This is a genomic window from Hahella chejuensis KCTC 2396 (genome assembly GCF_000012985.1).
GTDB classification, from domain to species: Bacteria; Pseudomonadota; Gammaproteobacteria; order Pseudomonadales; family Oleiphilaceae; genus Hahella; species Hahella chejuensis.
The window spans coordinates 2,575,780-2,594,890 of record NC_007645.1 but is presented as its reverse complement, the minus strand read 5'-3'; the positions used below and the strand labels follow the sequence as shown (position 1 = coordinate 2,594,890).

Annotated in this window: 15 protein-coding genes; 9 read left to right on the top strand and 6 right to left on the bottom strand. The window is 52.7% G+C overall.

The window, feature by feature from the left end; translation table 11 throughout:
* Nucleotides 1-293 precede the first annotated feature (293 nt).
* Nucleotides 294-1,793, top strand: a complete 1,500-nt coding sequence (gene nhaB, locus HCH_RS11450; protein ID WP_011396400.1) for a sodium/proton antiporter NhaB — start codon at nucleotides 294-296, stop codon at nucleotides 1,791-1,793.
* 104 nt (nucleotides 1,794-1,897) lie between these two features.
* Here the strand turns inward: nhaB and dnaQ are convergent, their stop codons facing one another.
* From dnaQ to HCH_RS11435, 3 genes are read right to left on the bottom strand one after another with little or no spacing between them, the layout of a single operon-like run.
* Complete coding sequence (gene dnaQ / locus HCH_RS11445; protein WP_011396399.1) at nucleotides 1,898-2,620, bottom strand: DNA polymerase III subunit epsilon; 723 nt, start codon at nucleotides 2,618-2,620, stop codon at nucleotides 1,898-1,900.
* 10 nt (nucleotides 2,621-2,630) lie between these two features.
* Nucleotides 2,631-3,077, bottom strand: a complete 447-nt coding sequence (rnhA, locus tag HCH_RS11440; protein WP_011396398.1) for a ribonuclease HI — start codon at nucleotides 3,075-3,077, stop codon at nucleotides 2,631-2,633.
* The gene (locus HCH_RS11435) at nucleotides 3,074-3,853 is read right to left on the bottom strand and encodes a class I SAM-dependent methyltransferase (RefSeq protein ID WP_011396397.1); all 780 of its coding nucleotides are present in this window, start codon (nucleotides 3,851-3,853) and stop codon (nucleotides 3,074-3,076) included. Before HCH_RS11435 ends, rnhA begins: the two co-directional genes overlap by 4 nt.
* Nucleotides 3,854-4,046: 193 nt before the next feature.
* Here HCH_RS11435 and gloB point away from each other — a divergent pair, with 193 nt between their 5' ends.
* Together gloB and HCH_RS11425 are read left to right on the top strand one after the other, a co-directional pair.
* A complete protein-coding gene (gene gloB, locus HCH_RS11430) occupies nucleotides 4,047-4,820 on the top strand; it encodes a hydroxyacylglutathione hydrolase (RefSeq protein ID WP_011396396.1) in 774 nt (257 codons plus the stop codon).
* Between the two features lie 84 nt (nucleotides 4,821-4,904).
* On the top strand, nucleotides 4,905-6,650 hold the full coding sequence (locus HCH_RS11425) for a LysM peptidoglycan-binding domain-containing protein (protein ID WP_011396395.1): 1,746 nt from the start codon (nucleotides 4,905-4,907) through the stop codon (nucleotides 6,648-6,650).
* A gap of 140 nt (nucleotides 6,651-6,790) precedes the next feature.
* Here the strand turns inward: HCH_RS11425 and HCH_RS11420 are convergent, their stop codons facing one another.
* On the bottom strand, nucleotides 6,791-8,233 hold the full coding sequence (locus tag HCH_RS11420) for an HDOD domain-containing protein (RefSeq protein ID WP_011396394.1): 1,443 nt from the start codon (nucleotides 8,231-8,233) through the stop codon (nucleotides 6,791-6,793).
* Nucleotides 8,234-8,614: 381 nt separating this feature from the next.
* On the opposite strand from HCH_RS11420, the gene HCH_RS11415 reads away from it, so the two are divergent.
* The 6 genes from HCH_RS11415 (at nucleotide 8,615) to HCH_RS11390 (ending at nucleotide 16,517) form a co-directional block, all read left to right on the top strand.
* Nucleotides 8,615-10,417 carry an extracellular solute-binding protein gene (locus HCH_RS11415; RefSeq protein ID WP_011396393.1) on the top strand — a complete coding sequence of 601 codons (1,803 nt, stop codon included), beginning with the start codon at nucleotides 8,615-8,617 and terminating at the stop codon, nucleotides 10,415-10,417.
* A 3-nt stretch (nucleotides 10,418-10,420) separates the two neighbouring features.
* Nucleotides 10,421-11,506 carry a microcin C ABC transporter permease YejB gene (locus HCH_RS11410; RefSeq protein WP_041598585.1) on the top strand — a complete coding sequence of 362 codons (1,086 nt, stop codon included), beginning with the start codon at nucleotides 10,421-10,423 and terminating at the stop codon, nucleotides 11,504-11,506.
* A 12-nt stretch (nucleotides 11,507-11,518) separates the two neighbouring features.
* Nucleotides 11,519-12,541: a microcin C ABC transporter permease gene (locus HCH_RS11405; RefSeq protein ID WP_202945353.1), complete on the top strand. Its 1,023-nt coding sequence runs from the start codon at nucleotides 11,519-11,521 to the stop codon at nucleotides 12,539-12,541.
* A gap of 13 nt (nucleotides 12,542-12,554) precedes the next feature.
* Entirely contained in the window at nucleotides 12,555-14,144 is a 1,590-nt protein-coding gene (locus tag HCH_RS11400) for an ABC transporter ATP-binding protein (RefSeq protein WP_011396390.1), read from the top strand.
* Nucleotides 14,145-14,401: 257 nt separating this feature from the next.
* On the top strand, nucleotides 14,402-15,184 hold the full coding sequence (locus tag HCH_RS11395) for an enoyl-ACP reductase FabI (protein ID WP_011396388.1): 783 nt from the start codon (nucleotides 14,402-14,404) through the stop codon (nucleotides 15,182-15,184).
* Between the two features lie 262 nt (nucleotides 15,185-15,446).
* Nucleotides 15,447-16,517 (top strand): alpha/beta fold hydrolase, encoded by a 1,071-nt coding sequence (locus tag HCH_RS11390; protein ID WP_011396387.1) that lies wholly within the window; start codon nucleotides 15,447-15,449, stop codon nucleotides 16,515-16,517.
* Nucleotides 16,518-16,589: 72 nt separating this feature from the next.
* On the opposite strand, the gene HCH_RS11385 is transcribed toward HCH_RS11390, so the two are convergent.
* Together HCH_RS11385 and HCH_RS11380 are read right to left on the bottom strand one after the other, a co-directional pair.
* Nucleotides 16,590-17,009 carry a PilZ domain-containing protein gene (locus tag HCH_RS11385; RefSeq protein WP_011396386.1) on the bottom strand — a complete coding sequence of 140 codons (420 nt, stop codon included), beginning with the start codon at nucleotides 17,007-17,009 and terminating at the stop codon, nucleotides 16,590-16,592.
* A gap of 3 nt (nucleotides 17,010-17,012) precedes the next feature.
* A complete protein-coding gene (locus tag HCH_RS11380; protein WP_041598584.1) occupies nucleotides 17,013-18,818 on the bottom strand; it encodes a DUF1631 family protein in 1,806 nt (601 codons plus the stop codon).
* Nucleotides 18,819-19,111 lie beyond the last annotated feature (293 nt).

The window sequence follows — 19,111 nt, the reverse complement described above, 5'->3', positions numbered from 1 at the left end:
TTATTACTAACTTATAACACAAAATTCAAGTTAAACAAGAAACTAACTGTTTCATTTGTTATCCGCTTGCGGAATCGCGAAAGCCGCACAGGCATTAGGCCTAATGAGAGAGCGTACAAAAGGCGAATTCAAGAATAGTTGGCTATTATGGGAGTCACAACTGAACGCTCTCTCTGAAGCGGCCATACAAACTCAATTACATGGATTTATTGCCGTTTTTCATTAGAATGGTCGACCCTTACAATTTTTTAACCAGTCGTTTAAGCGACCGAATTCGCTAACAGGAGCCGTGTATGGTGACCACTTTGCCGCAGGCGTTTTACAGTAACTTTCTGGGAAACGCCCCGAGCTGGTATAAGAAGGCCATTTGCCTCTTTCTGCTTATTAACCCCGTTATCTTTCTAATCAGCCCCTACATCGCAGGGTGGGTGTTGATTCTGGAGTTCATCTTCACCCTGGCCATGGCGCTGAAGTGTTATCCGCTCCAGCCCGGCGGCCTGCTCGCCATTGAAGCCGTGCTGATCGGCATGGTGTCGCCGCACACAGTATATGAAGAAGTGTCCGGCAATTTGGAGGTCATCCTGCTGCTGGTATTCATGGTGGCGGGCATATACTTCATGAAGGAGCTGCTGCTCCACCTATTCACCAAAATACTGCTCAGCATCCGCTCCAAAGCCATTCTGTCGCTGCTGTTCAGCCTGGTGGCGGCGGTGCTGTCCGCTTTCCTCGACGCCTTGACCGTCACCGCGGTCATCATCAGTGTCGCAGTCGGCTTTTACTCGGTTTACCACAAAGTCGCATCCGGCAAACACTTCCATCATGATCACGACCATGGCGACGATGAATCCGTTCATCATGACCACCGCGCTGATCTTGAGCAGTTTCGCAGCTTCCTGCGCAGCCTGTTGATGCATGCGGCGGTGGGTACAGCGCTGGGCGGCGTCTGCACCCAGGTGGGCGAACCTCAGAATCTGCTGATCGCTCAACGCCTGGGCTGGGATTTTATTGAGTTCTTCGTACGCATGGCGCCGATCTCCATCCCCGTACTGATAGCAGGATTAATCACCTGCGTCATTCTGGAGAAAACCCGCTGGTTCGGCTACGGCGACGATATTCCCGCTTCCGTCCGGAAAATTCTGGAAGACTTCAACGAAGCGGAAAAGAAAAAGATGACCCTGCAGCATGAATCCAAACTGATTACGCAGGCTATCGTCGCACTTATCCTGGTCGTGGCGCTGGCGCTTCATCTGGCCGAAGTGGGCCTGATCGGTTTAACGGTGATCATCCTGGCGACGGCGTTCTGCGGCGTTATTGAAGAGCACCAGATAGGCAAAGCTTTTGAAGAAGCGCTCCCCTTCACCTCCTTGTTAGTGGTGTTCTTCGCCGTAGTCGGCGTGATCCATGAGCAGCACCTGTTCACTGGCATCATCAACTACGTGCTGGGCCTGGAGAAGAGCGTTCAGCCCGGCATGTTTTTTATCGCCAACGGCGTGTTGTCAATGATCAGCGATAACGTCTTCGTCGCGACGGTTTATATTGACGAAGTGCGCACCGCATTCAATGATGGTTTGATTGATAGAGCTCACTATGAAGCGCTGGCGGTGGCGATCAATACCGGCACCAACCTGCCCAGCGTCGCCACGCCAAACGGTCAGGCCGCCTTCCTGTTCTTGCTGACCTCCGCTATCGCCCCGCTGATCAGATTGTCCTACGGCAAGATGGTATGGATGGCGCTGCCCTACACCCTCGTCATGGGCGGGCTCGGCTACGTGATGATTGTCATCACTATTTAACGCGGAGCCGCCGACTCCCAAAACCCCAGCATGAAAAAGCCGCTTAGCAGAGCGGCTTTTTCATTGCGCAGAACAAACCGATTGTCAGACTATTTCCGCCTCACTCAGTTCAACCCTTCTTCTTGTTTCTTGCGCCAAAGACTAAAGCCTGCGGCTTTCTCTACAGCGTCCAGTTGACGGGCGTGTTCCGCCAATTCCGCTTCAGATGCCCGAATAACTCTTAACGAAGGCCTTTGCGTATTAATTCTGCGCACTTCAGAGGCTTCTTCTTCCGTTCCGCCGTCTTCAGAATGCAGGGATAAGCTGGTCTGCCCACCAGTCATGGCGAGATAAACATCCGCCAGAATTTCCGAGTCGAGCAAGGCCCCGTGGAGGTCACGGTGACTGTTATCGATGCCGTATCGTTTACAAAGCGCATCCAGGTTGTTTTTCTGGCCTGGATGCTTCTTGCGCGCCATCATCAATGTATCGACGACGGAGCAATAATCACTGACTTTACCGAAAGGCGCTCCCAGCAAAGAGAATTCGTAGTCGATAAAGCCCACGTCAAACGCCGCGTTATGAATAACCAGTTCCGCTCCGCTGATGAAGTCCAGGAAATCCTGAGCAACCTGTTTGAATTTAGGCTTATCCGCCAGGAACTCATTGGAAATGCCGTGAACCTCAAAGGCTCCGGCGTCCACTTCCCGCTCGGGATTGATGTAAACGTGATAGTGATTGCCGGTCAGAGAACGATCGATCACCTCAACGCAGCCGATTTCAATAATCCGGTGACCTTGGGAGGTTTCCAGACCTGTGGTTTCGGTATCCAGCACTATTTGACGCATATAAAGTTTCTCAGCCTGTCTCGCCTAACGCTTCTTTAACGCCGAGATTGGCCAGCTCGTCCGCGCGCTCGTTTAATGGATGGCCGCTGTGCCCTTTGACCCAGCGCCAACTGATATCGTGTTTGTTGCGCTCTTTATCCAACGCCTGCCACAAATCAACGTTCTTGACCGGATCGCCGCCGCTGGTGCGCCAGCCCTTCTTGATCCAGTTCTGCATCCATTCGGTGATGCCTTTACGTACGTACTGGGAATCCGTATAGAGCTCGACTTTGCAGCCTTGCTTCAGCGCCCGCAACGCTTCGATCGCCGCCATCAGCTCCATACGATTGTTCGTGGTGTCGAGCTCTCCCCCGTATATCTCCTTTTCATTCTTTCCATATATCAGGATTGCTCCCCACCCGCCGGGCCCGGGATTCTTCTTGCAGGCGCCGTCGGTATAAATTTCAACTGTCTTCATTTCTTTTTGTACGGCCTGTAGGGCGTAAATTGGTGGACCACAGCCGCCCCCGCGACACGCGAGCTGCGCCATTGCGGTCGCAGCGGTATCATGCATCCCACCCGCTTTTGAGCGACGATGGTGTAATAAGCTCCCAGGGGCAGCCGGAAACGTGCGCCGAACTTATCAAGAAACGCCAGGCGACTCAACCATTGCTGATTGGTGACCGGTGGAGCGTAGAAACGATAGCGCACGTCTTTGAGGCGGAAGTCCAGCAGGCTCAACCAGTCCTCCAGACGCGAGGACGTCAGGAAACGTCCAGACCAGGGCGCTTTCGGGCTCCTGAATATGGCCCTGCGCAATCCCCAGGCGCTGAGAGGATTAAAACCAATGATCACCATATGGCCGCCCGAGCGCAGCACCCGGGCCGCTTCACGCAATGACTGGTGGGGACGCGCCGCTACGTCAAGGGTGTGATGCAGAATCACCAGATCAATACTGTCACTCTCCAACGGCAGTTCGTGGGAGTGACAAACCAGGGAGCCTTCAGGAAGCTCTTTCTCCCAGCGGGGCACAGAGATAATGCGGTGACCGAGCAGACTGGACTGCCCGACCGGCAACTCATGACTGACCAGCAGCTCCAGCTGGTGATATCCGAAGAAGCGGCCAATACTCTGCTCCACAGTCTGCCGCTGATTGGCGAGCATCGTTTGCCCCAAAGGCGACTGAAACCAGATTTCAAGCTCCTTCTGCAGGCGCTCCGCTTCCATGTCGCTTTTAACTTTCAGTCCTCGCACGCATCCCCCTTGGTCAGCTCTCTGAGAAAACTTACTTTCGTTTGAAAACCACTTAACAACAGACAGCGAGCAGCTATGCTATTAACATGGTCACAAGCCATCGGGTTAATGATAAGGGCAGTTCGAAATATCATAAGCGCCTGACGGCAAGTTTTCTAATATTTCATCAACGCATAACAATCAGTAATTCAGAATGACCGAGATACTCCCCATTCCCGCCTTCAACGATAACTACATCTGGTCGATCCAAAGCGACCAGGGCGACGCCTGGGTGGTGGACCCCGGCGATGCGCAGCCCGTTCTGCGCCACTTGGCGGAAAACCACCTCACCCTGAGGGGGATTCTGATTACGCACCATCATCACGACCACACCGGCGGCGTGAATGAACTACTGGCCAATCATCCTGTTCCGGTTTACGGTTTCATGCGCTCCGCCATCAAGGCCATCACCGTTCCTTTACAAGAAGGCGACCGTGTGGATCTGGGCGACTTTTCCCTGGAAGTGCTTGAAACCCCCGGACATACCTTGGACCATATCTCCTACTTCGGCGACATCGCCGGCGCGCCGCGTCTATTTTGCGGCGACACCCTGTTTTCCGCCGGCTGCGGACGTTTGTTCGAAGGCGATCCGGCGATGATGCGTCAGTCTCTGGACAAACTGAAACGTCTGCCAGGGGATACTTATATATATTGCGCGCATGAATATACGTTATCTAACCTCCGTTTCGCTCAGGCCGTAATGCCGGAATCGGACGAGGTAAACAAAAGAAAACTGCAATGCGAGTCTTTGCGGGCCCGGGGCGTCCCAACATTACCTGCCGTGCTGGGCGAAGAGATCGCCTACAATCCGTTCTTAATGGCGGAACACCCCGTAGTGCGCCGGATGGCGCAGGAAGTTTCCGGTTCTCCCTGCGCCACTGCAACCGATACTTTTGCGGCGATTCGCGCCTGGAAGGATCGGTTCTAAATTTTTTTAACTTGCTGTCTATAAAATGTATACCTAAAATCCGACCCTGGCATTTTTCAGGCTCAAAAGAAAAGTTGTGAAGTTATGGTTTGGATCTCGCGCCTCGCGATCACGTTGTCATTACTAGTCTGCGCCTCCTGTGCGCAATTAAAAGGACTATCAAAGGAAGGCGGAGAGCCTCTGGCTGACGAAAGCGCCGCACAGCAAGCGAACGCTTCTCCCCGTAAAAACGGCGAAGGGCCGGCGGGAGGCAGGCAGGACCCTTGGAATCCTTCTCTGCAATCAGATTACGAATATCTAGATCTGAATGATCTATCCCCAGAAGAACAACTGACCTGGGCCGCCCAAGGCGCCCGTGGCGAAGACGGGGACATAGAGGCTGGCGTAGATGAAACGCCAGTTAATATCTGGAATCGGATTAGAGCCGGCTTCGCACTGGATCTCGTTAATCAGACCAACCCCCGTATCGACTCTGAACAGAAATGGTACGCCAGTCATCAATCCTATCTTGACCGCACTTTCGGTCGCAGCGCCTTGTATCTGCACCACATTGTGAACGAGGCGGAAAAGCGTAAGATGCCCCTCGAACTGGCGTTATTGCCAGTAGTGGAAAGCGCTTTCGACCCCTTCGCCTATTCTCACGGCCGCGCGTCCGGCATCTGGCAGTTCATTCCCAGCACCGGCAAGCATTTCGGTCTGCAACAAAACTGGTGGTACGACGGTCGTCGCGATATTGTCGCCTCCACCGACGCCGCGCTGACCTACTTGCAGAAGCTCTCTGATATGTTTGATGGCGACTGGCTGTTGGCGCTGGCGGCTTATAACTCAGGCGCCGGCACCGTCATGCGTGCAATCAAGAAGAACAAGGCGAAAGGCCTGCCGACTGATTACTGGTCATTAAGCCTGCCCCGTGAAACCAGCATGTACGTGCCCCGTCTGCTGGCCATCGCCAAAGTGGTGGCGGACCCAGACACTAACGGCGTGACTCTGGTGGATATCGCAGATGAGCCCTACTTCGGCGTTGTGGAGCTGGATTCCCAAATCGATCTCGCCCAAGCCGCCAAGCTGGCGCAAATCGACGTTGACGACCTTTATGTACTCAACCCCGGATACAATCAATGGGCGACCGCGCCGCTGGGCCCTCATCGTCTGGTGTTGCCTTTGCCGCAGTTGAAAGTCTTTAAGGAAGCCTACGCCAGCACGCCGAAAAAGCAGTTGGTGAATTGGACCCGCTACAAAGTCAGACAAGGCGATACGCTGATCACCATCGCCAAACAGCACAAAACCACGCCAGAGGTGGTGCAGGAAGTTAACCGGCTGAAAGGCGCGCTGATCAGGGTTGGCCAGCAGCTCCTGATTCCCAGCTCTTATGAAGGCGAAGATTTCTATAGCCTGAGCGCAGACAATCGCCTGGAAGCCAAGCAGTCGAAGCAGGTTGGCGGCAGCGGCACGGCGAAAGTGGAGCATGTGGTGAAAGCCGGCGATACGTTGTGGGATATCGCCCAGGATTACAAAGTCAATGTTCGCAAACTGGCGCGCTGGAACGGTATGGCGCCCGGCGATGTGCTCTCTCCCGGCAAAACATTGGTTATATGGACCAAGTCCGGCGTGCAGCAAACCGCTAAAGCCTCATCGCCTTCCATCAAGAACCGTCAGGTGATTCGCAAGATCGGCTACAAAATCCGTAGCGGCGATTCTTTGTATCGCATCGCCAGTCGCTTCAACGTAAGCGTCAATGATCTCTTGCGCTGGAATTCCATCAACAAAGGAAGCGTTCTGCGCCCAGGCCAACGCCTGAGCATTTACGTGGACGTCACGCAAATCAACTGACGCTTACCTGCGTACTGACAAAATAGTCACGCAAGCAAAGCGACCGAAAGCCAGCGACAACGCTGGCTTTTTTATTGAGGGACACATTTATTGAGGGGCACAAGAGAAGTTTTTGAATCAATATCCGCCAGCTAGCGATCTTATTTCTTCGCCAGCAGAGACAGGCAAAGACAGGTTTGCTGCACAAAATGCTTGAACCCTGTGTAGTATGTTTCGCTCATTGGCCGCCCGCTGACTCTTAGATCCGCATAGAGAAAACCGACCTCCCTACCGTTGGCGATAATCGGCCCGATAAAGAAATCCCCCATCCCTACGAGGTCGATAAAGTTGCGAGTGCGCAGCTTACTCAGAGAAGCATAGCTGCCGCTGCCAATCCAGGCGGATTGATGCGAGCTCATCACGGCGTGGAAAAAATTATCCTGCGACTTGTCGTAGGCGAATCTGAACCGCTCACGCCAGTTAATCATTTTCTGTCCCAACAGAAATTTGGCGCCGACCTGAGTCCGGGGTTGATTGAAAATCGCCAGCACGACTCTTTCCAGACCGACGCCTCGATGCAAACCTTCCAGCACCGTTTGGAACAAGACTCCGGTATCGATTTTGCCCGCCATCATTTGCATGATGCGCTGCAGCGTTTCCAGCTGAAACTGTGGATCCGGCTGCAACAGGGGGTCATCCGCAGCCAATTCCGCAGACTTCGCCTCACGATTGGTCTGCTCCAGGATTCTGGAGATCTGCGGATCTGAGTACTCCCTGGATAACTCGGACGCTTCATCCATACTGGCTTGCAGCTTGGCCTTGACCGTACTGACAGGCGTGTTGCTGAACACCGACACACGTTTCAGCACCGCCTGCATTTCCGGCGAATCCCAACCCTTCTCGACGGCAATAGAGATATCCTCACCCAAACACACCGCCTGGGCTTTTTTGCTGGGTTCGTCCGGGGGAGACAAAGCTTCGCTGAGCGTATCGCCCAATCCCCACTCGTCGGCCAATTCCCGCGTCAACCGATCAAAGGTAACACCCAGCACTTTCTCCAATTCCAGCGTGGAGACGCCCTGTTGAAACATGCGATAGGCCTTATCAACGGCAGGGTGAGGATAGCCCCAGATCAGCATTTCCCCCAGGTGCAGCAACAGCGTTGCGACAAACACTTCCTCTTTCACATCAGCCCTTGCCTTCTCACACAAGTTGCGCGCTTGTACTGCCGCGTGAAAAGAGCGCGCCATCTGCATAACCAGACTATCGCGCGGATGCTGCTTCAACAGCGCCTCCATCAAAATAGAGGAGACGCAAATCGCCCTCACGGCGTTGAAGCCGATATGCATGATCGCCCGGCTGACAGTGGGAATAGGAGCCCTGCTGGGGTTATACACTGCACTGTTCGCCAGCTTGATGATTTTCGAGGTCAGCGCCGGGGTCTTCAGCACCACATCCGAGAGTTGCGCCACGGAGGATTCTTCAGAGGCCGTCAACTGGTTCAGTTGTCTGATAATCGCCCCCATCACCACAGCGTCCATGTGCGCCAACTCTTCAAGCCATTCGTCCAGGCCAAAAGGCGCCTTTGTCTTTGCCAAAACCATGATCGCTCTATTGGGTTCTCTTAATTAAATAGTAGAAGTCGCCGCAGGATGCGTAAAAGTCATGCGTTGAATAAGTGTAGTCGCTTTACGGGAAATCAGCCGTTCATGCGGGCTCACGCTACTCTCAACAACCCGCGGGACAGTGACCAGGGAGCGGCGCAGCCTAAACGGATCGTAATATAAAGCGCTTGAAGCCTCGCGCAGGACAAAGCAACATGCAACCAGGAACGCCCACCCATCGGGCGCAGGGATTTTGTCGGCAAGGACGCGTGGATCACAGTTTACAGCGGCGGCCCGTCAATCATCTTGTACGCCCGCATTAAACTGCTAATATCAATAACTGCTTGTTTTCAATAAATTAACCTTTAACAAGGCTATGAAATGATTCGATCCTTCGTTCTGCTGCTCTTATGCGCCGTTAGCTTGGTATGTTATGGAGAGCCGAAGGTCATCACAGCAAAAGGCATCGCCCTCAGGGGCGAACCCAAGTATCTGGACGATTTTACTCACTTTGACTACGTCAATCCAGACGCGCCCAAAGGGGGAACGATCAGGCTCCATTCAATCGGCACCTATGACAACTTTAACCGCTATGCGCAAAGGGGGACTTCCGGAGCTGGCGCGGATGAGTTATACGACAGCCTGCTGATCGCTTCTCAGGACGAAATCGAAGTTTACTATCCATTAATCGCAGAGAAGATTGAATTCGCGTCTGATTATTCCTGGATCATTTTCCATATCAATCCCAAAGCCACCTTTCAAGACCACAAGCCGATCACCGCCCAAGACGTCAAATTTTCATTTGAAAAATTCGCCAATGAAGGCGTGCCTCAGTTCAAAAAATATTACTCGTTTATCACCTCAATCGACGTCCTGGACGAACATCAGGTCAAATTCTCCATGCAGGATGCGAACAGGGAGCAGATGTTCTCCTTATTCGGTCTCAAAATCCTGCCGGAGCATTACTGGGCCTCTCGCAATTTCGGCGACCCCATCAAAGACGTTCCCCTGGGCAGCAGCGGCATAACCATCAGCGATTACAGTTACGGCCAATATGTGGTGGTGAAAGCGCTGGATGATTACTGGGGTAAAGACCTGCCCGTCAACAAGGGCCGCAACAACATCACTTACACCCGTTACGATTATTATCGGGACGCCACGGTCGCATTCGAGGCGTTCAAGTCCGGCGAGTTTGATTTCTGGCAGGAAGGCGAAGCCAAAAACTGGGCGACGGCCTACAATTTTCCTGCGATCAGGAACAAGCTCGTGAAGAAAGAAGAGCTCGCGCACAGTATTCCTCAGAGCACCACCGGCTTCGTCTACAACACGGAACGCCCCATCTTCAAAGACCGCCGCGTCCGTAAAGCACTGAGCTACCTGCTTGATTTCGAGTGGATGAACAAAGCGCTTTTTTATGGCCAGTACGTTCGCACAGCCAGTTATTTCACCAATACGCCATACACTGCCTCGGGACTTCCCAGCGAGGCGGAACTGGAGATCTTAAATCCGCTAAAAGACCAGCTACCGCCAGAGGTATTCGAGAAGCCTTTCGAACTGCCCGTCACCAAAGGCGACGGTTACATTCGGGACAATATCCGCATCGCCCTCAAATTATTGAAGGAAGCGGGCTGGGAGCTGAGAGATGGGAAAACCGTCAACGCTAAAACCGGCCAGCAGATGGAATTTGAACTACTCAGCTACAGCCCCACGACTGAGCGTTCAGCAGCGCCGCTGAGGAGAAACCTGGAAAAGATCGGCATCATCATGAATCTGCGCCAAGTGGACCCAAGCCAGTACATCAACCGCGTGCGCACCCATGACTTTGACATGGTGTCGTTCCGCTATCCCGCCCTCTCCTATCCTTCCAGCGACCTCAAGATCCTGTTCCACTCCAGCTTTGTCGATTCCACCTGGAATTCCGCCAATCTCAGAGATCCGGCAGTAGACGCGATCGTTGAAGGAATAGAAAAAAGCCAGGAAGACCCGGACAAACTGATGGTTTACGGACATGCGCTGGATCGCGTGCTGCTCTGGAAATACCTGATGATTCCGCAATGGCATCTAAGCGCCTTCCGCATCGCCTATTGGGACAAATTCAGTCGCCCTGAGACTCGCCCAAAGTACGATTTAGGGCAGGACACCTGGTGGTTTGACAAAGACAAAGCTGCGCAACTTGAGCGTTAATCTATGGCCGCTTACATAATAAGACGACTCCTTCTGATGATCCCTACTCTTTGGGCGATCATCACTATCAACTTTTTCATCATCCAGGTAGCGCCAGGAGGCCCTGTGGATCAAGCCATGGCCCAAGCCATGTCACTTGATGGAAGCAGACTGGATAAAATATCTGGAGCCAACCAACAAGATGTAGGTTCAGCCACTAGTGAAGGCTCTCAATACCGCGGGGCACGGGGCTTAGACCCTGAGATCATAGCAGAGATAGAGAAACGTTTCGGATTTGATAAACCAATCCACGAACGCTACTGGGACATGTTAAAAAGCTACATCATGTTCGACTTTGGCGATAGTCTATTTAAAAGCGGCAGTGTTGTTGACCTTATATTAGAACGAATGCCAGTCACCATATCACTGGGACTTTGGACAACCCTACTTATTTACATGATTTCCATTCCGCTCGGCATATCCAAAGCCCTAAAAAATGGGCATCCATTCGATAGATGGACCAGCAGCGTACTGTCTATCGCCTATGCAATTCCAGGATTCCTATTTGCTATCTTATTAGTCATTCTATTTGCTGGCGGCACCTACTTTGATTGGTTTCCATTACGTGGACTGGTTTCAGAAAACTGGGACAGTTTATCTTGGCCAGATAAGATCCTGGATTACTTCTGGCATATAACTCTTCCGGTCTTGGCGATGGTTATCAGCGGCTTCGCCACACTGACCCTTCTAACCAAGAATTCGTTTTTGGATGAGATCAACAAACAGTATGTCATGACTGCCAAGGCAAAGGGACTTACTCAGCGAGAAGTGCTTTATAAACACATATTCCGCAACGCCATGTTAATCATTATCTCTGGTTTTCCCGGCGCATTTATCAGGATTTTCTTTACAGGTTCAATCATAATTGAAGTAATCTTTTCGCTCGAAGGCATCGGCCTTTTAGGCTTTGAAGCAATCACTCAACGCGACTACCCCATTGTATTCAGCACCCTCTATATTTTTACTTTACTGGGACTACTGATATCACTGATATCCGACCTCACTTATACCTGGGTAGACCCCAGAATTGACTTCGAGAAAAGGGGCTAGTCCATGGTATCAATAAAACTCAGTAATAAAAGTGCGCGACGCTGGCAAACGTTTAAGTCTCATCGAATGGGCTTTTATTCACTTTGGTTGTTTTTATTTATATTCATATTCTGTCTATTTGCAGAACTTGTCGCCAATGATAAACCCATTCTCGTAAAATACGACGACAGTTATTACCTCCCCATCTGGAACACCTATCTGGAAACAGAGTTCGATGGAGAGTTCGAATTCGAAGCGGACTATAAAGACCCTTATGTCGCAAAGTTAATTAACGCTAAGGGATGGATGATCTGGCCGCTGGTTCCTTATAACTACAAGACCATCATCTATGACTTGGACTCTCCAGCTCCAAGCCCTCCCAGCACTAAAAACTGGCTTGGAACGGATGACCAGGGACGAGATGTACTGGCTCGGGTAATTTACGGATTCAGAATATCTGTATTATTTGGTTTTAGCTTAACCATCATCTCCGCCATCATTGGAGTTGTCGCTGGAGCAATGCAAGGATATTACGGTGGTAAGGTAGACTTGTTTTTCCAGCGCTTTATTGAAATATGGGCAAGCATGCCAACGCTGTTTTTATTAATTATTCTGGCCAGCATAATAGAACCTACCTTCTGGGTATTGCTCGGTTTTATTCTTCTCTTTACGTGGATGGGCTTCGTTGGAGCGGTAAGAGCAGAGTTTTTACGTGGTAGAAACTTTGAGTATGTTACTGCAGCCAGAGCAATGGGTATGGGTGACAGGAGAATTATGTTCAAACATATCTTACCTAACGCAATGGTCGCTACGCTGACTTTTATGCCATTCATATTATCGGGTTCCGTAGAAACCCTCACAACCTTGGACTTTCTTGGTTTTGGCCTTCCCGCCGGCTCTCCCTCTCTGGGCGAGTTATTAGCGCAAGGCAAAGCAAATTTGCAAGCGCCCTGGCTGGGCATCACTGCATTCATCGTCCTCGCACTACTAATGGGCTTATTGGTATTTATTGGCGAGGGGGTTAGAGATGCCCTTGATCCACGCACCAGCTACTAATCTAGAGAGACACATGGATACAATTTTAAGCATGCAAGACCTGACTCTCAGTTTTGTCCAAGGGGGCAAGGAAAGTCAGGTGGTCCATGACGTTAGCTTTGATATCAAGGCAGGACAGACTGTGGCGCTAGTAGGGGAAAGCGGCTCAGGAAAATCCGTCAGCTCGCTGTCGATACTCAAATTGCTGAACTCCCCTCCTCTCAAGTTCAAAAGCGGCAAGATTTTCTGGCAAGGAGAAGACTTGATCAGTGCGCCGGAATCCCGGATGCGACAAGTGCGCGGCCATGAGATAAGCGTGATCTTTCAAGAGCCGCTGACCTCACTTAACCCACTGCATAAGATTCATCGACAGATTTCGGAAACCATCGAAAGACACCAAGGATTGACCAAAAAGCAGTGTATGGAACTGGCGCTCGACTGGCTCAATAAGGTCGGTATTCGCAATCCTGAGCAGAAGCTCAATGCATACCCGCATCAGCTCTCAGGCGGTGAAAGACAACGCGTAATGATCGCCATGGCGCTGGTCAACAAGCCCAAATTACTAATCGCCGATGAGCCGACTACGGCGCTGGACGTTACCATACAGGCGCAGATTCTGGATCTGATCCGTGAGCTGCAGACGGAGATGAATATGTCCGTCTTATTTATTACTCACGACCTGCACATTGTAAGGAAGCTTTCTGACTATGTCGTCGTCATGGAAAAAGGCGAAGTTGTCGAGCAGGGAGAAACACAAGCGCTATTCACCCGCCCTTCTCATCCTTATACGAAAAAACTGATTGAGGCGGAGCCTCATGGAACGCCCCCCCAAATCGCAACGGATAAAACGCCCATCCTGGAAGTCAAAGAACTGAAATGCTGGTTCCCGATTAAAAAAGGCGTCTTCCAGCGTACAGTGGACCACATCAAAGCCGTGAACAATATCAGCCTGAATATACTACCCGGCGAGTCTGTCGGACTGGTAGGCGAAAGCGGCTCGGGCAAGTCGACGCTGGGACGCAGCATCTTGCGTCTGGAGAAAAGCGAAGGCGTCATCAATTACAACGGTCAGCGTATAGACCTGCTGGACAGCAAATCCCTGAAGCCGCTTCGTCGGGAGATCCAGGTTATTTTCCAGGACCCTTTCGGCTCTCTCAGCCCTAGGTTGACTATCGAGGAGATTATCAGCGAGGGATTGGAAATCCATAAAATCGGCGACGCCGCCAGCCGCGAGCAAAGCGTGATTGAAGCGATGCGGGAAGTGGAGCTTGATCCGGAATGGCGTTATCGCTATCCCAATGAATTTTCCGGCGGACAGCGGCAACGCATCGCCATCGCCCGTGCGCTGGTGCTGAAACCGAAACTGCTGATTCTCGACGAGCCCACCTCTTCTCTGGACCGCACCATCCAGCAGCAGGTCATTGAATTGTTACAGCGCCTGCAGAAAGAGCATCATCTCAGTTACTTATTCATCAGCCATGACCTGCGCGTGGTGAAAGCGCTGTGTCACCGCATTGTGGTCATGCAGGGCGGAGAGCTGGTTGAAGCCGGCGACTGCGACGCTATTTACGCCAATCCGACGCAGCCGTATACACGCAAATTGCTGGAAACTGCTTTTTATTAATACAAAGCGGTCACATCTCATACCAACACGCCTTCAAGCGCACCGGTAAATCCTCGCGGAGCGTTGCAGGGCGGGCCACGGCGCGCCTTTTTCTGTCATACTAAAGACTCATAGAAGCGTCGCCGTGATTAGTAAGAAAATATTTAATGTTTCAGCCGACAATAAGTTTTGGATGTTAGCTTAAGTAAATACAATCATCGGCCGTTTATTCATAAACAGCTTGAAGGTCTCTCTGAAGATAACTACAGGATAGAAAAATGGGATTACTAAGCGGAAAAAAAGCACTGATCGTCGGTGTTGCAAGTAAATTATCCATCGCCAAAGGTATCGCTGACGCTTTCCATCGGGAAGGCGCGGAAATCGCCCTGACCTATCAAAACGATAAGCTCAAGGGCCGAGTGGAAGGTTTCGCCGCCGAATACGACTCCAAGCTGACATTTCCCTGCGACGTAAGCAGCGACGCAGAAATCGAACAACTGTTCAAAGATCTGGGCCAACACTGGGACGGCGTCGACATTCTGGTGCACTCCGTCGGTTACGCGCCAGGCCATGAGCTTGACGGCAACTATGTGGACGCCACCACTCGCGAAGGCTTCCGCATCGCTCACGACATCAGCTCCTACAGCTTCGTCGCATTGGCGAAAGGCGCTCGCGAAATGATGAAAGGCCGCAACGGCAGCCTGCTGACTTTGACCTATCTGGGCGCAGAGCGTGTTATCCCCAACTACAACGTGATGGGTCTGGCCAAAGCCAGCCTGGAAGCCAACACCCGTTATATGGCGTGTAGCCTGGGGCCGGAAGGCACTCGCGTCAACGCGATTTCCGCAGGTCCAATCCGCACTCTGGCCGCATCCGGCATCAAGGATTTCCGTAAGATGCTGCAGGAAAACGAGAAGCAGACGCCGCTGCGTCGCAATGTAACCATCGAAGAAGTGGGCAACGCTGCGCTGTTCCTGTGCTCCGACCTGGCCAGCGGCGTTACCGGTGAAATCATGTACGTGGACGGCGGCTTCAACATCACCGCCAGAGGCGGCGAATAAGTCACCCCGGCTGACCATTGTTCTGCGGAGCCGGATCACGCCGGCTCCTTTCTCTATTCCACTCTTGCTCTATTCCACTCTTGCTCTTTCCGTTGACGTCCCCTCGTTTCATCCACTTGACGCGTATTGGTTTTTAGCACCACGTCACTGTATGAGTCCCCCTTTAGGGGTAATGTAACCTTTTGTTATCTCGGGACCTAAATCTCCCGCCACAACAAGCCTTATAAGAATAAAATCCTCACCTGGAGTATTTCAGCCGCATATGAACAGGAAGCTCTTACTGTCGTTCTGCCTTCTATTCGTCGTCGGGCTCAGTGGTTGCGCCGGCCTCAAACCTTCACTCAAAGCCAGCCCTACGCTCGCCAACGCTTTAGGCGTCGCGGACATCCCCCTGAAAGAGTTGAAAAAGCAATATGCGGATAAAGACTCCCGCTTCATGGAAGTAGACGACCTGCAAATCCACTATCGCGACGTTGGCGAAGGGCCGACCATCGTGTTACTGCATGGCATCATGTCTTCTCTACATACGTGGGAAGGCTGGATCGAGGAATTACGCAAGAATTACCGAGTCATCGCACTGGATCTTCCCGGCTACGGCCTGACCGGAGGACCGGAGGACGCCGACGACTTCGATGAAGACTACGTTTACACCCGTTTTAGCAAATTCATCAGACGTCTGGAGCTGACCCGATTCAGTCTGGCGGGCAACTCCTTCGGCGGATATCTCTCCGCACGCTATGCGGCGGAGCATCCCGAACAGGTGGAAAAGCTCATTCTGGTTGACCCGGTAGGCTACCCGCAGGAACACACTCCCAAGGTATTCGACCTGGCCACCATGCCGGTGGTGGGAACGCTGGCCAATTACGTGCAGCCGCCGTTTTTGGTGACCCGCAATGTGGAGCAGGTTTATGGCGATCCCAAGCGAATCAGTCAGGACAACCTTTATCGCTACGTACATATGTCGCAACGCCCCGGCGCCAGAAAGATTTACGTGCGCACCATGCGCATTATGAAAGAGGCTGCGGCGGAGCAACGCAACCTTCCCTTCGCGGACATTCGCTCGCCGACGTTATTGATGTGGGGAGAAGCGGATCGATGGGTTCCCATAAAACTGGCGGAGCGCTGGCGCGGGGATGTCAGAAACATCAAGTTCATCAGCTATCCAGACGTAGGGCACGTACCTATGGAAGAAATCGCCTACCAAACGGTGCAGGACGCTATCGTGTTTCTGTCGGACCTACAGCAGGCGCCGACCCGCAGCGAACCATCCATTGAGGAGCTGGAATCCATTCTGCAGGGCGACGGCGGCTTCGAGCCGATGGAGGGCATTTGACGCCTTCTGCGCACCGCCCTTTCCGAGCGACGACGCCATAATCATTTCCGTCACCCCGGGGATTACGAATCCTCAGTGGGTGACGTGATCCGCGTGGTCGGCGTCCTCATCGGAAAACATGGCTGACACCGCCATTTTCCACTCCGCAATGGAAGTCTCTTCAGACTCAAACAGCGCCAGCCCCGTCATATATCCATACGTTCCCGGCAGACGTTTTCGCCACTTCACTTCAGCGGTAAGGTGGAACTTGTCGCCGGTTTTCTCACGCAGGATGCATATCTGCAATATGGCGCCGACTCGCAGCGCTTCTGGAATGCGCACTTGCAGCCCGTTGGCGGAGATATCCACCGTCTCAGTCGCCCGCACCGCCGGGTTGAGATCATCGCTTTCCACCGCGCCGGGCGTCATGATCTCCACATAAATCACCTCATTGTGCGGCAGACGCGGCTCCGTGCGCTGGTTATCGTCCAGGGGGTTTTCTTTCACCGACATACGTCACCTCTTCGCAATACCTATTCTGCCCAAGGCGCGGGACAACCTTTCTTCCATTTCCACGCCAGCTCCCAACACCTCAAAAAGACCGTCGAGAATCTGATCCACTACTTCGTCGCGTTTCATTTCTGTTATTTTCATCCCGAAATCATCTACAAATATCAGCTTGTCCGTGGCGTTTAGTCGTACGCCCAGCTTGCAGCGCACAGGTTCGCCTCCCTTCTGCAACTGCACCCAGCCACCTACTTTGAGGCCGTCAATCGCGCTACGCGCCTGCTGACGTCTCTCCAGAGCTTCCCTTTCCTGCTCTTCCAACTCCCGCTGGCGCAATTCCTGCTCCGCCTCAAGGCGTTCCTGCTCCAGCTTTCTGGTTGCTTCTTCCCGAGCGGCGATAATCGCCCTGGCCTCCGCTTCCGCTTTTTCCTGCGCCGCCTTACGCAGCGCTTTTTCTTTCGCCAGCAAACTTTGCTGACGCAGACGTTGAGCGCGGTCCCAGACAATATACTCCCTGGCCAGCTCGTAGAACACTTGCTGGATGCGCGTTGAGCCGTCGAACGCCTGCAAGCGGCCTTTTTCCTTGTCTTTGATCAAGTCCTCAATGGGCTCCAACGACGTTTTTCTGCCGTTATAGTCGCCCCATACCACCGCTTTCTGTCCTGGCAGATACGCCAGAAACTTGCACACTTTGTCGAACCGCTGAAACCATCCGCCGCGCAACTCCGTGAGCGCCAGTTCGTCAACTTGCAACTGATCTCTCGCCTCATCCAGTTCCGTCGGGGCCGGCGTGAACATAACCCGCTCCACATCCTGACCTTTGACGATGCTCATCAGGATATCCTCCAGCCAGGCCAGGGTTTGTTCGACGTCATTGGGATTATGATTCAGGCTGACCAGATGCTTCTCCAGCTCTTCCACAATCAATCCCGCGAAGGTGTATAACTTCTGCCTGCTGGCGGGTGTGTGGTCGCCACGAAACGTGAACACGATGCGATCGCACAGCTTACGCATAATCGAATAATGCTTGCTGCTCTCGCCTTCCTGCAACAGCACCAGCCGTATGGAGTCGAGCCAGGGCCCTTTCATGAACTGGACCACCACTTCCGGCAGCTCCACTCCCGCCGCCGCCTGGTTCACCGCTATCGCGGCCTTCTGGTGGATATACCAGGCATTATCGAGCCCCAATTCAGTTTCAATCAGGCGCTTTTCCAATTGATGACGACGCTGACTTTCCCGCCGCCACTCCGTCATCAGGGCGTCGTAGGCGCGACGCTGCTCGTCGGAGCTGAGGCAGTTGTCGTCATCCAGCAAATGCGTCAGTGCGGACAGAGACTTCATCACAAAGGGCGGCGGCTGCCCTCCGCCTTCCTCCCAGCCCATGAACAGCTTTTCCACCAACGCCAGCAAGCGCGCCACTGGGTGCTCTTCGTTAATCACGAATTCCGGTTGATCGAGCAGCAAGGCGGCGAATATATACTTGCGCCGCAGCAGACTCTTCTTTACGAACGGGTCCAGAGGGCTCGCGTTTTCCCAGCGCTCCACCGCGCGGTCGATGAAAGTAAGGCAGTTGACCAGCGTTCTGTCCAATCCGCCAAGCTCTTTACTGAGCGCCAGCACCACTCCCTTAAGATTTTCCTGCTTCTCCCGGCTGACGCTGGCCAACTTGTCCGCCACCTCATGACGCTCTCTATCCATTTGAGGCGCCGCGGCAGTGTCGCCAAGCAAAGAAAATATCTCTTTTGTCTCTGGAAGCTCCAGCCTGACCAGGGCCGCGGAAAGGGCTTCTACTGTAACTTCAGCTTGCTCCATCATGTACCTTTTGCACGCAACCCATCTTCTCAAGACAGCCGCAACAGCGAGATCCGGGCCGAAGCGGTCCGGTGTTAGAGGGGAATGAAAACGCGAGGTTAAAAATGTCCGGACGACTTTAAAAGTATAGTCGGATTTGTCGCGGACGGGTCGCGTCTGACAGATATTTCATGCTGATCGCCTATAACCGCCGATTCTGTGCAGACCGCTCTTATGACCAATCAATATGACCTCACAAACGTAATACTGTTATGCTTTAAACCAGAGTCCCGCATGACCGAACAGCAGTGAATAAC

What these genes read in the sequence shown, in the direction of transcription:
- HCH_RS11400 (WP_011396390.1), top strand. Translation starts at nt 12,555, where the DNA reads ATGGATACAATTTTAAGCATGCAAGACCTGACTCTCAGTTTTGTCCAA.
- HCH_RS11415 (WP_011396393.1), top strand. Translation starts at nt 8,615, where the DNA reads ATGATTCGATCCTTCGTTCTGCTGCTCTTATGCGCCGTTAGCTTGGTA.
- HCH_RS11420 (WP_011396394.1), bottom strand. Translation starts at nt 8,233, where the DNA reads ATGGTTTTGGCAAAGACAAAGGCGCCTTTTGGCCTGGACGAATGGCTT.
- dnaQ (WP_011396399.1), bottom strand. Translation starts at nt 2,620, where the DNA reads ATGCGTCAAATAGTGCTGGATACCGAAACCACAGGTCTGGAAACCTCC.
- HCH_RS11390 (WP_011396387.1), top strand. Translation starts at nt 15,447, where the DNA reads ATGAACAGGAAGCTCTTACTGTCGTTCTGCCTTCTATTCGTCGTCGGG.
- HCH_RS11385 (WP_011396386.1), bottom strand. Translation starts at nt 17,009, where the DNA reads ATGTCGGTGAAAGAAAACCCCCTGGACGATAACCAGCGCACGGAGCCG.
- HCH_RS11425 (WP_011396395.1), top strand. Translation starts at nt 4,905, where the DNA reads ATGGTTTGGATCTCGCGCCTCGCGATCACGTTGTCATTACTAGTCTGC.
- HCH_RS11410 (WP_041598585.1), top strand. Translation starts at nt 10,421, where the DNA reads ATGGCCGCTTACATAATAAGACGACTCCTTCTGATGATCCCTACTCTT.
- nhaB (WP_011396400.1), top strand. Translation starts at nt 294, where the DNA reads ATGGTGACCACTTTGCCGCAGGCGTTTTACAGTAACTTTCTGGGAAAC.
- HCH_RS11395 (WP_011396388.1), top strand. Translation starts at nt 14,402, where the DNA reads ATGGGATTACTAAGCGGAAAAAAAGCACTGATCGTCGGTGTTGCAAGT.
- gloB (WP_011396396.1), top strand. Translation starts at nt 4,047, where the DNA reads ATGACCGAGATACTCCCCATTCCCGCCTTCAACGATAACTACATCTGG.
- rnhA (WP_011396398.1), bottom strand. Translation starts at nt 3,077, where the DNA reads ATGAAGACAGTTGAAATTTATACCGACGGCGCCTGCAAGAAGAATCCC.
- HCH_RS11380 (WP_041598584.1), bottom strand. Translation starts at nt 18,818, where the DNA reads ATGATGGAGCAAGCTGAAGTTACAGTAGAAGCCCTTTCCGCGGCCCTG.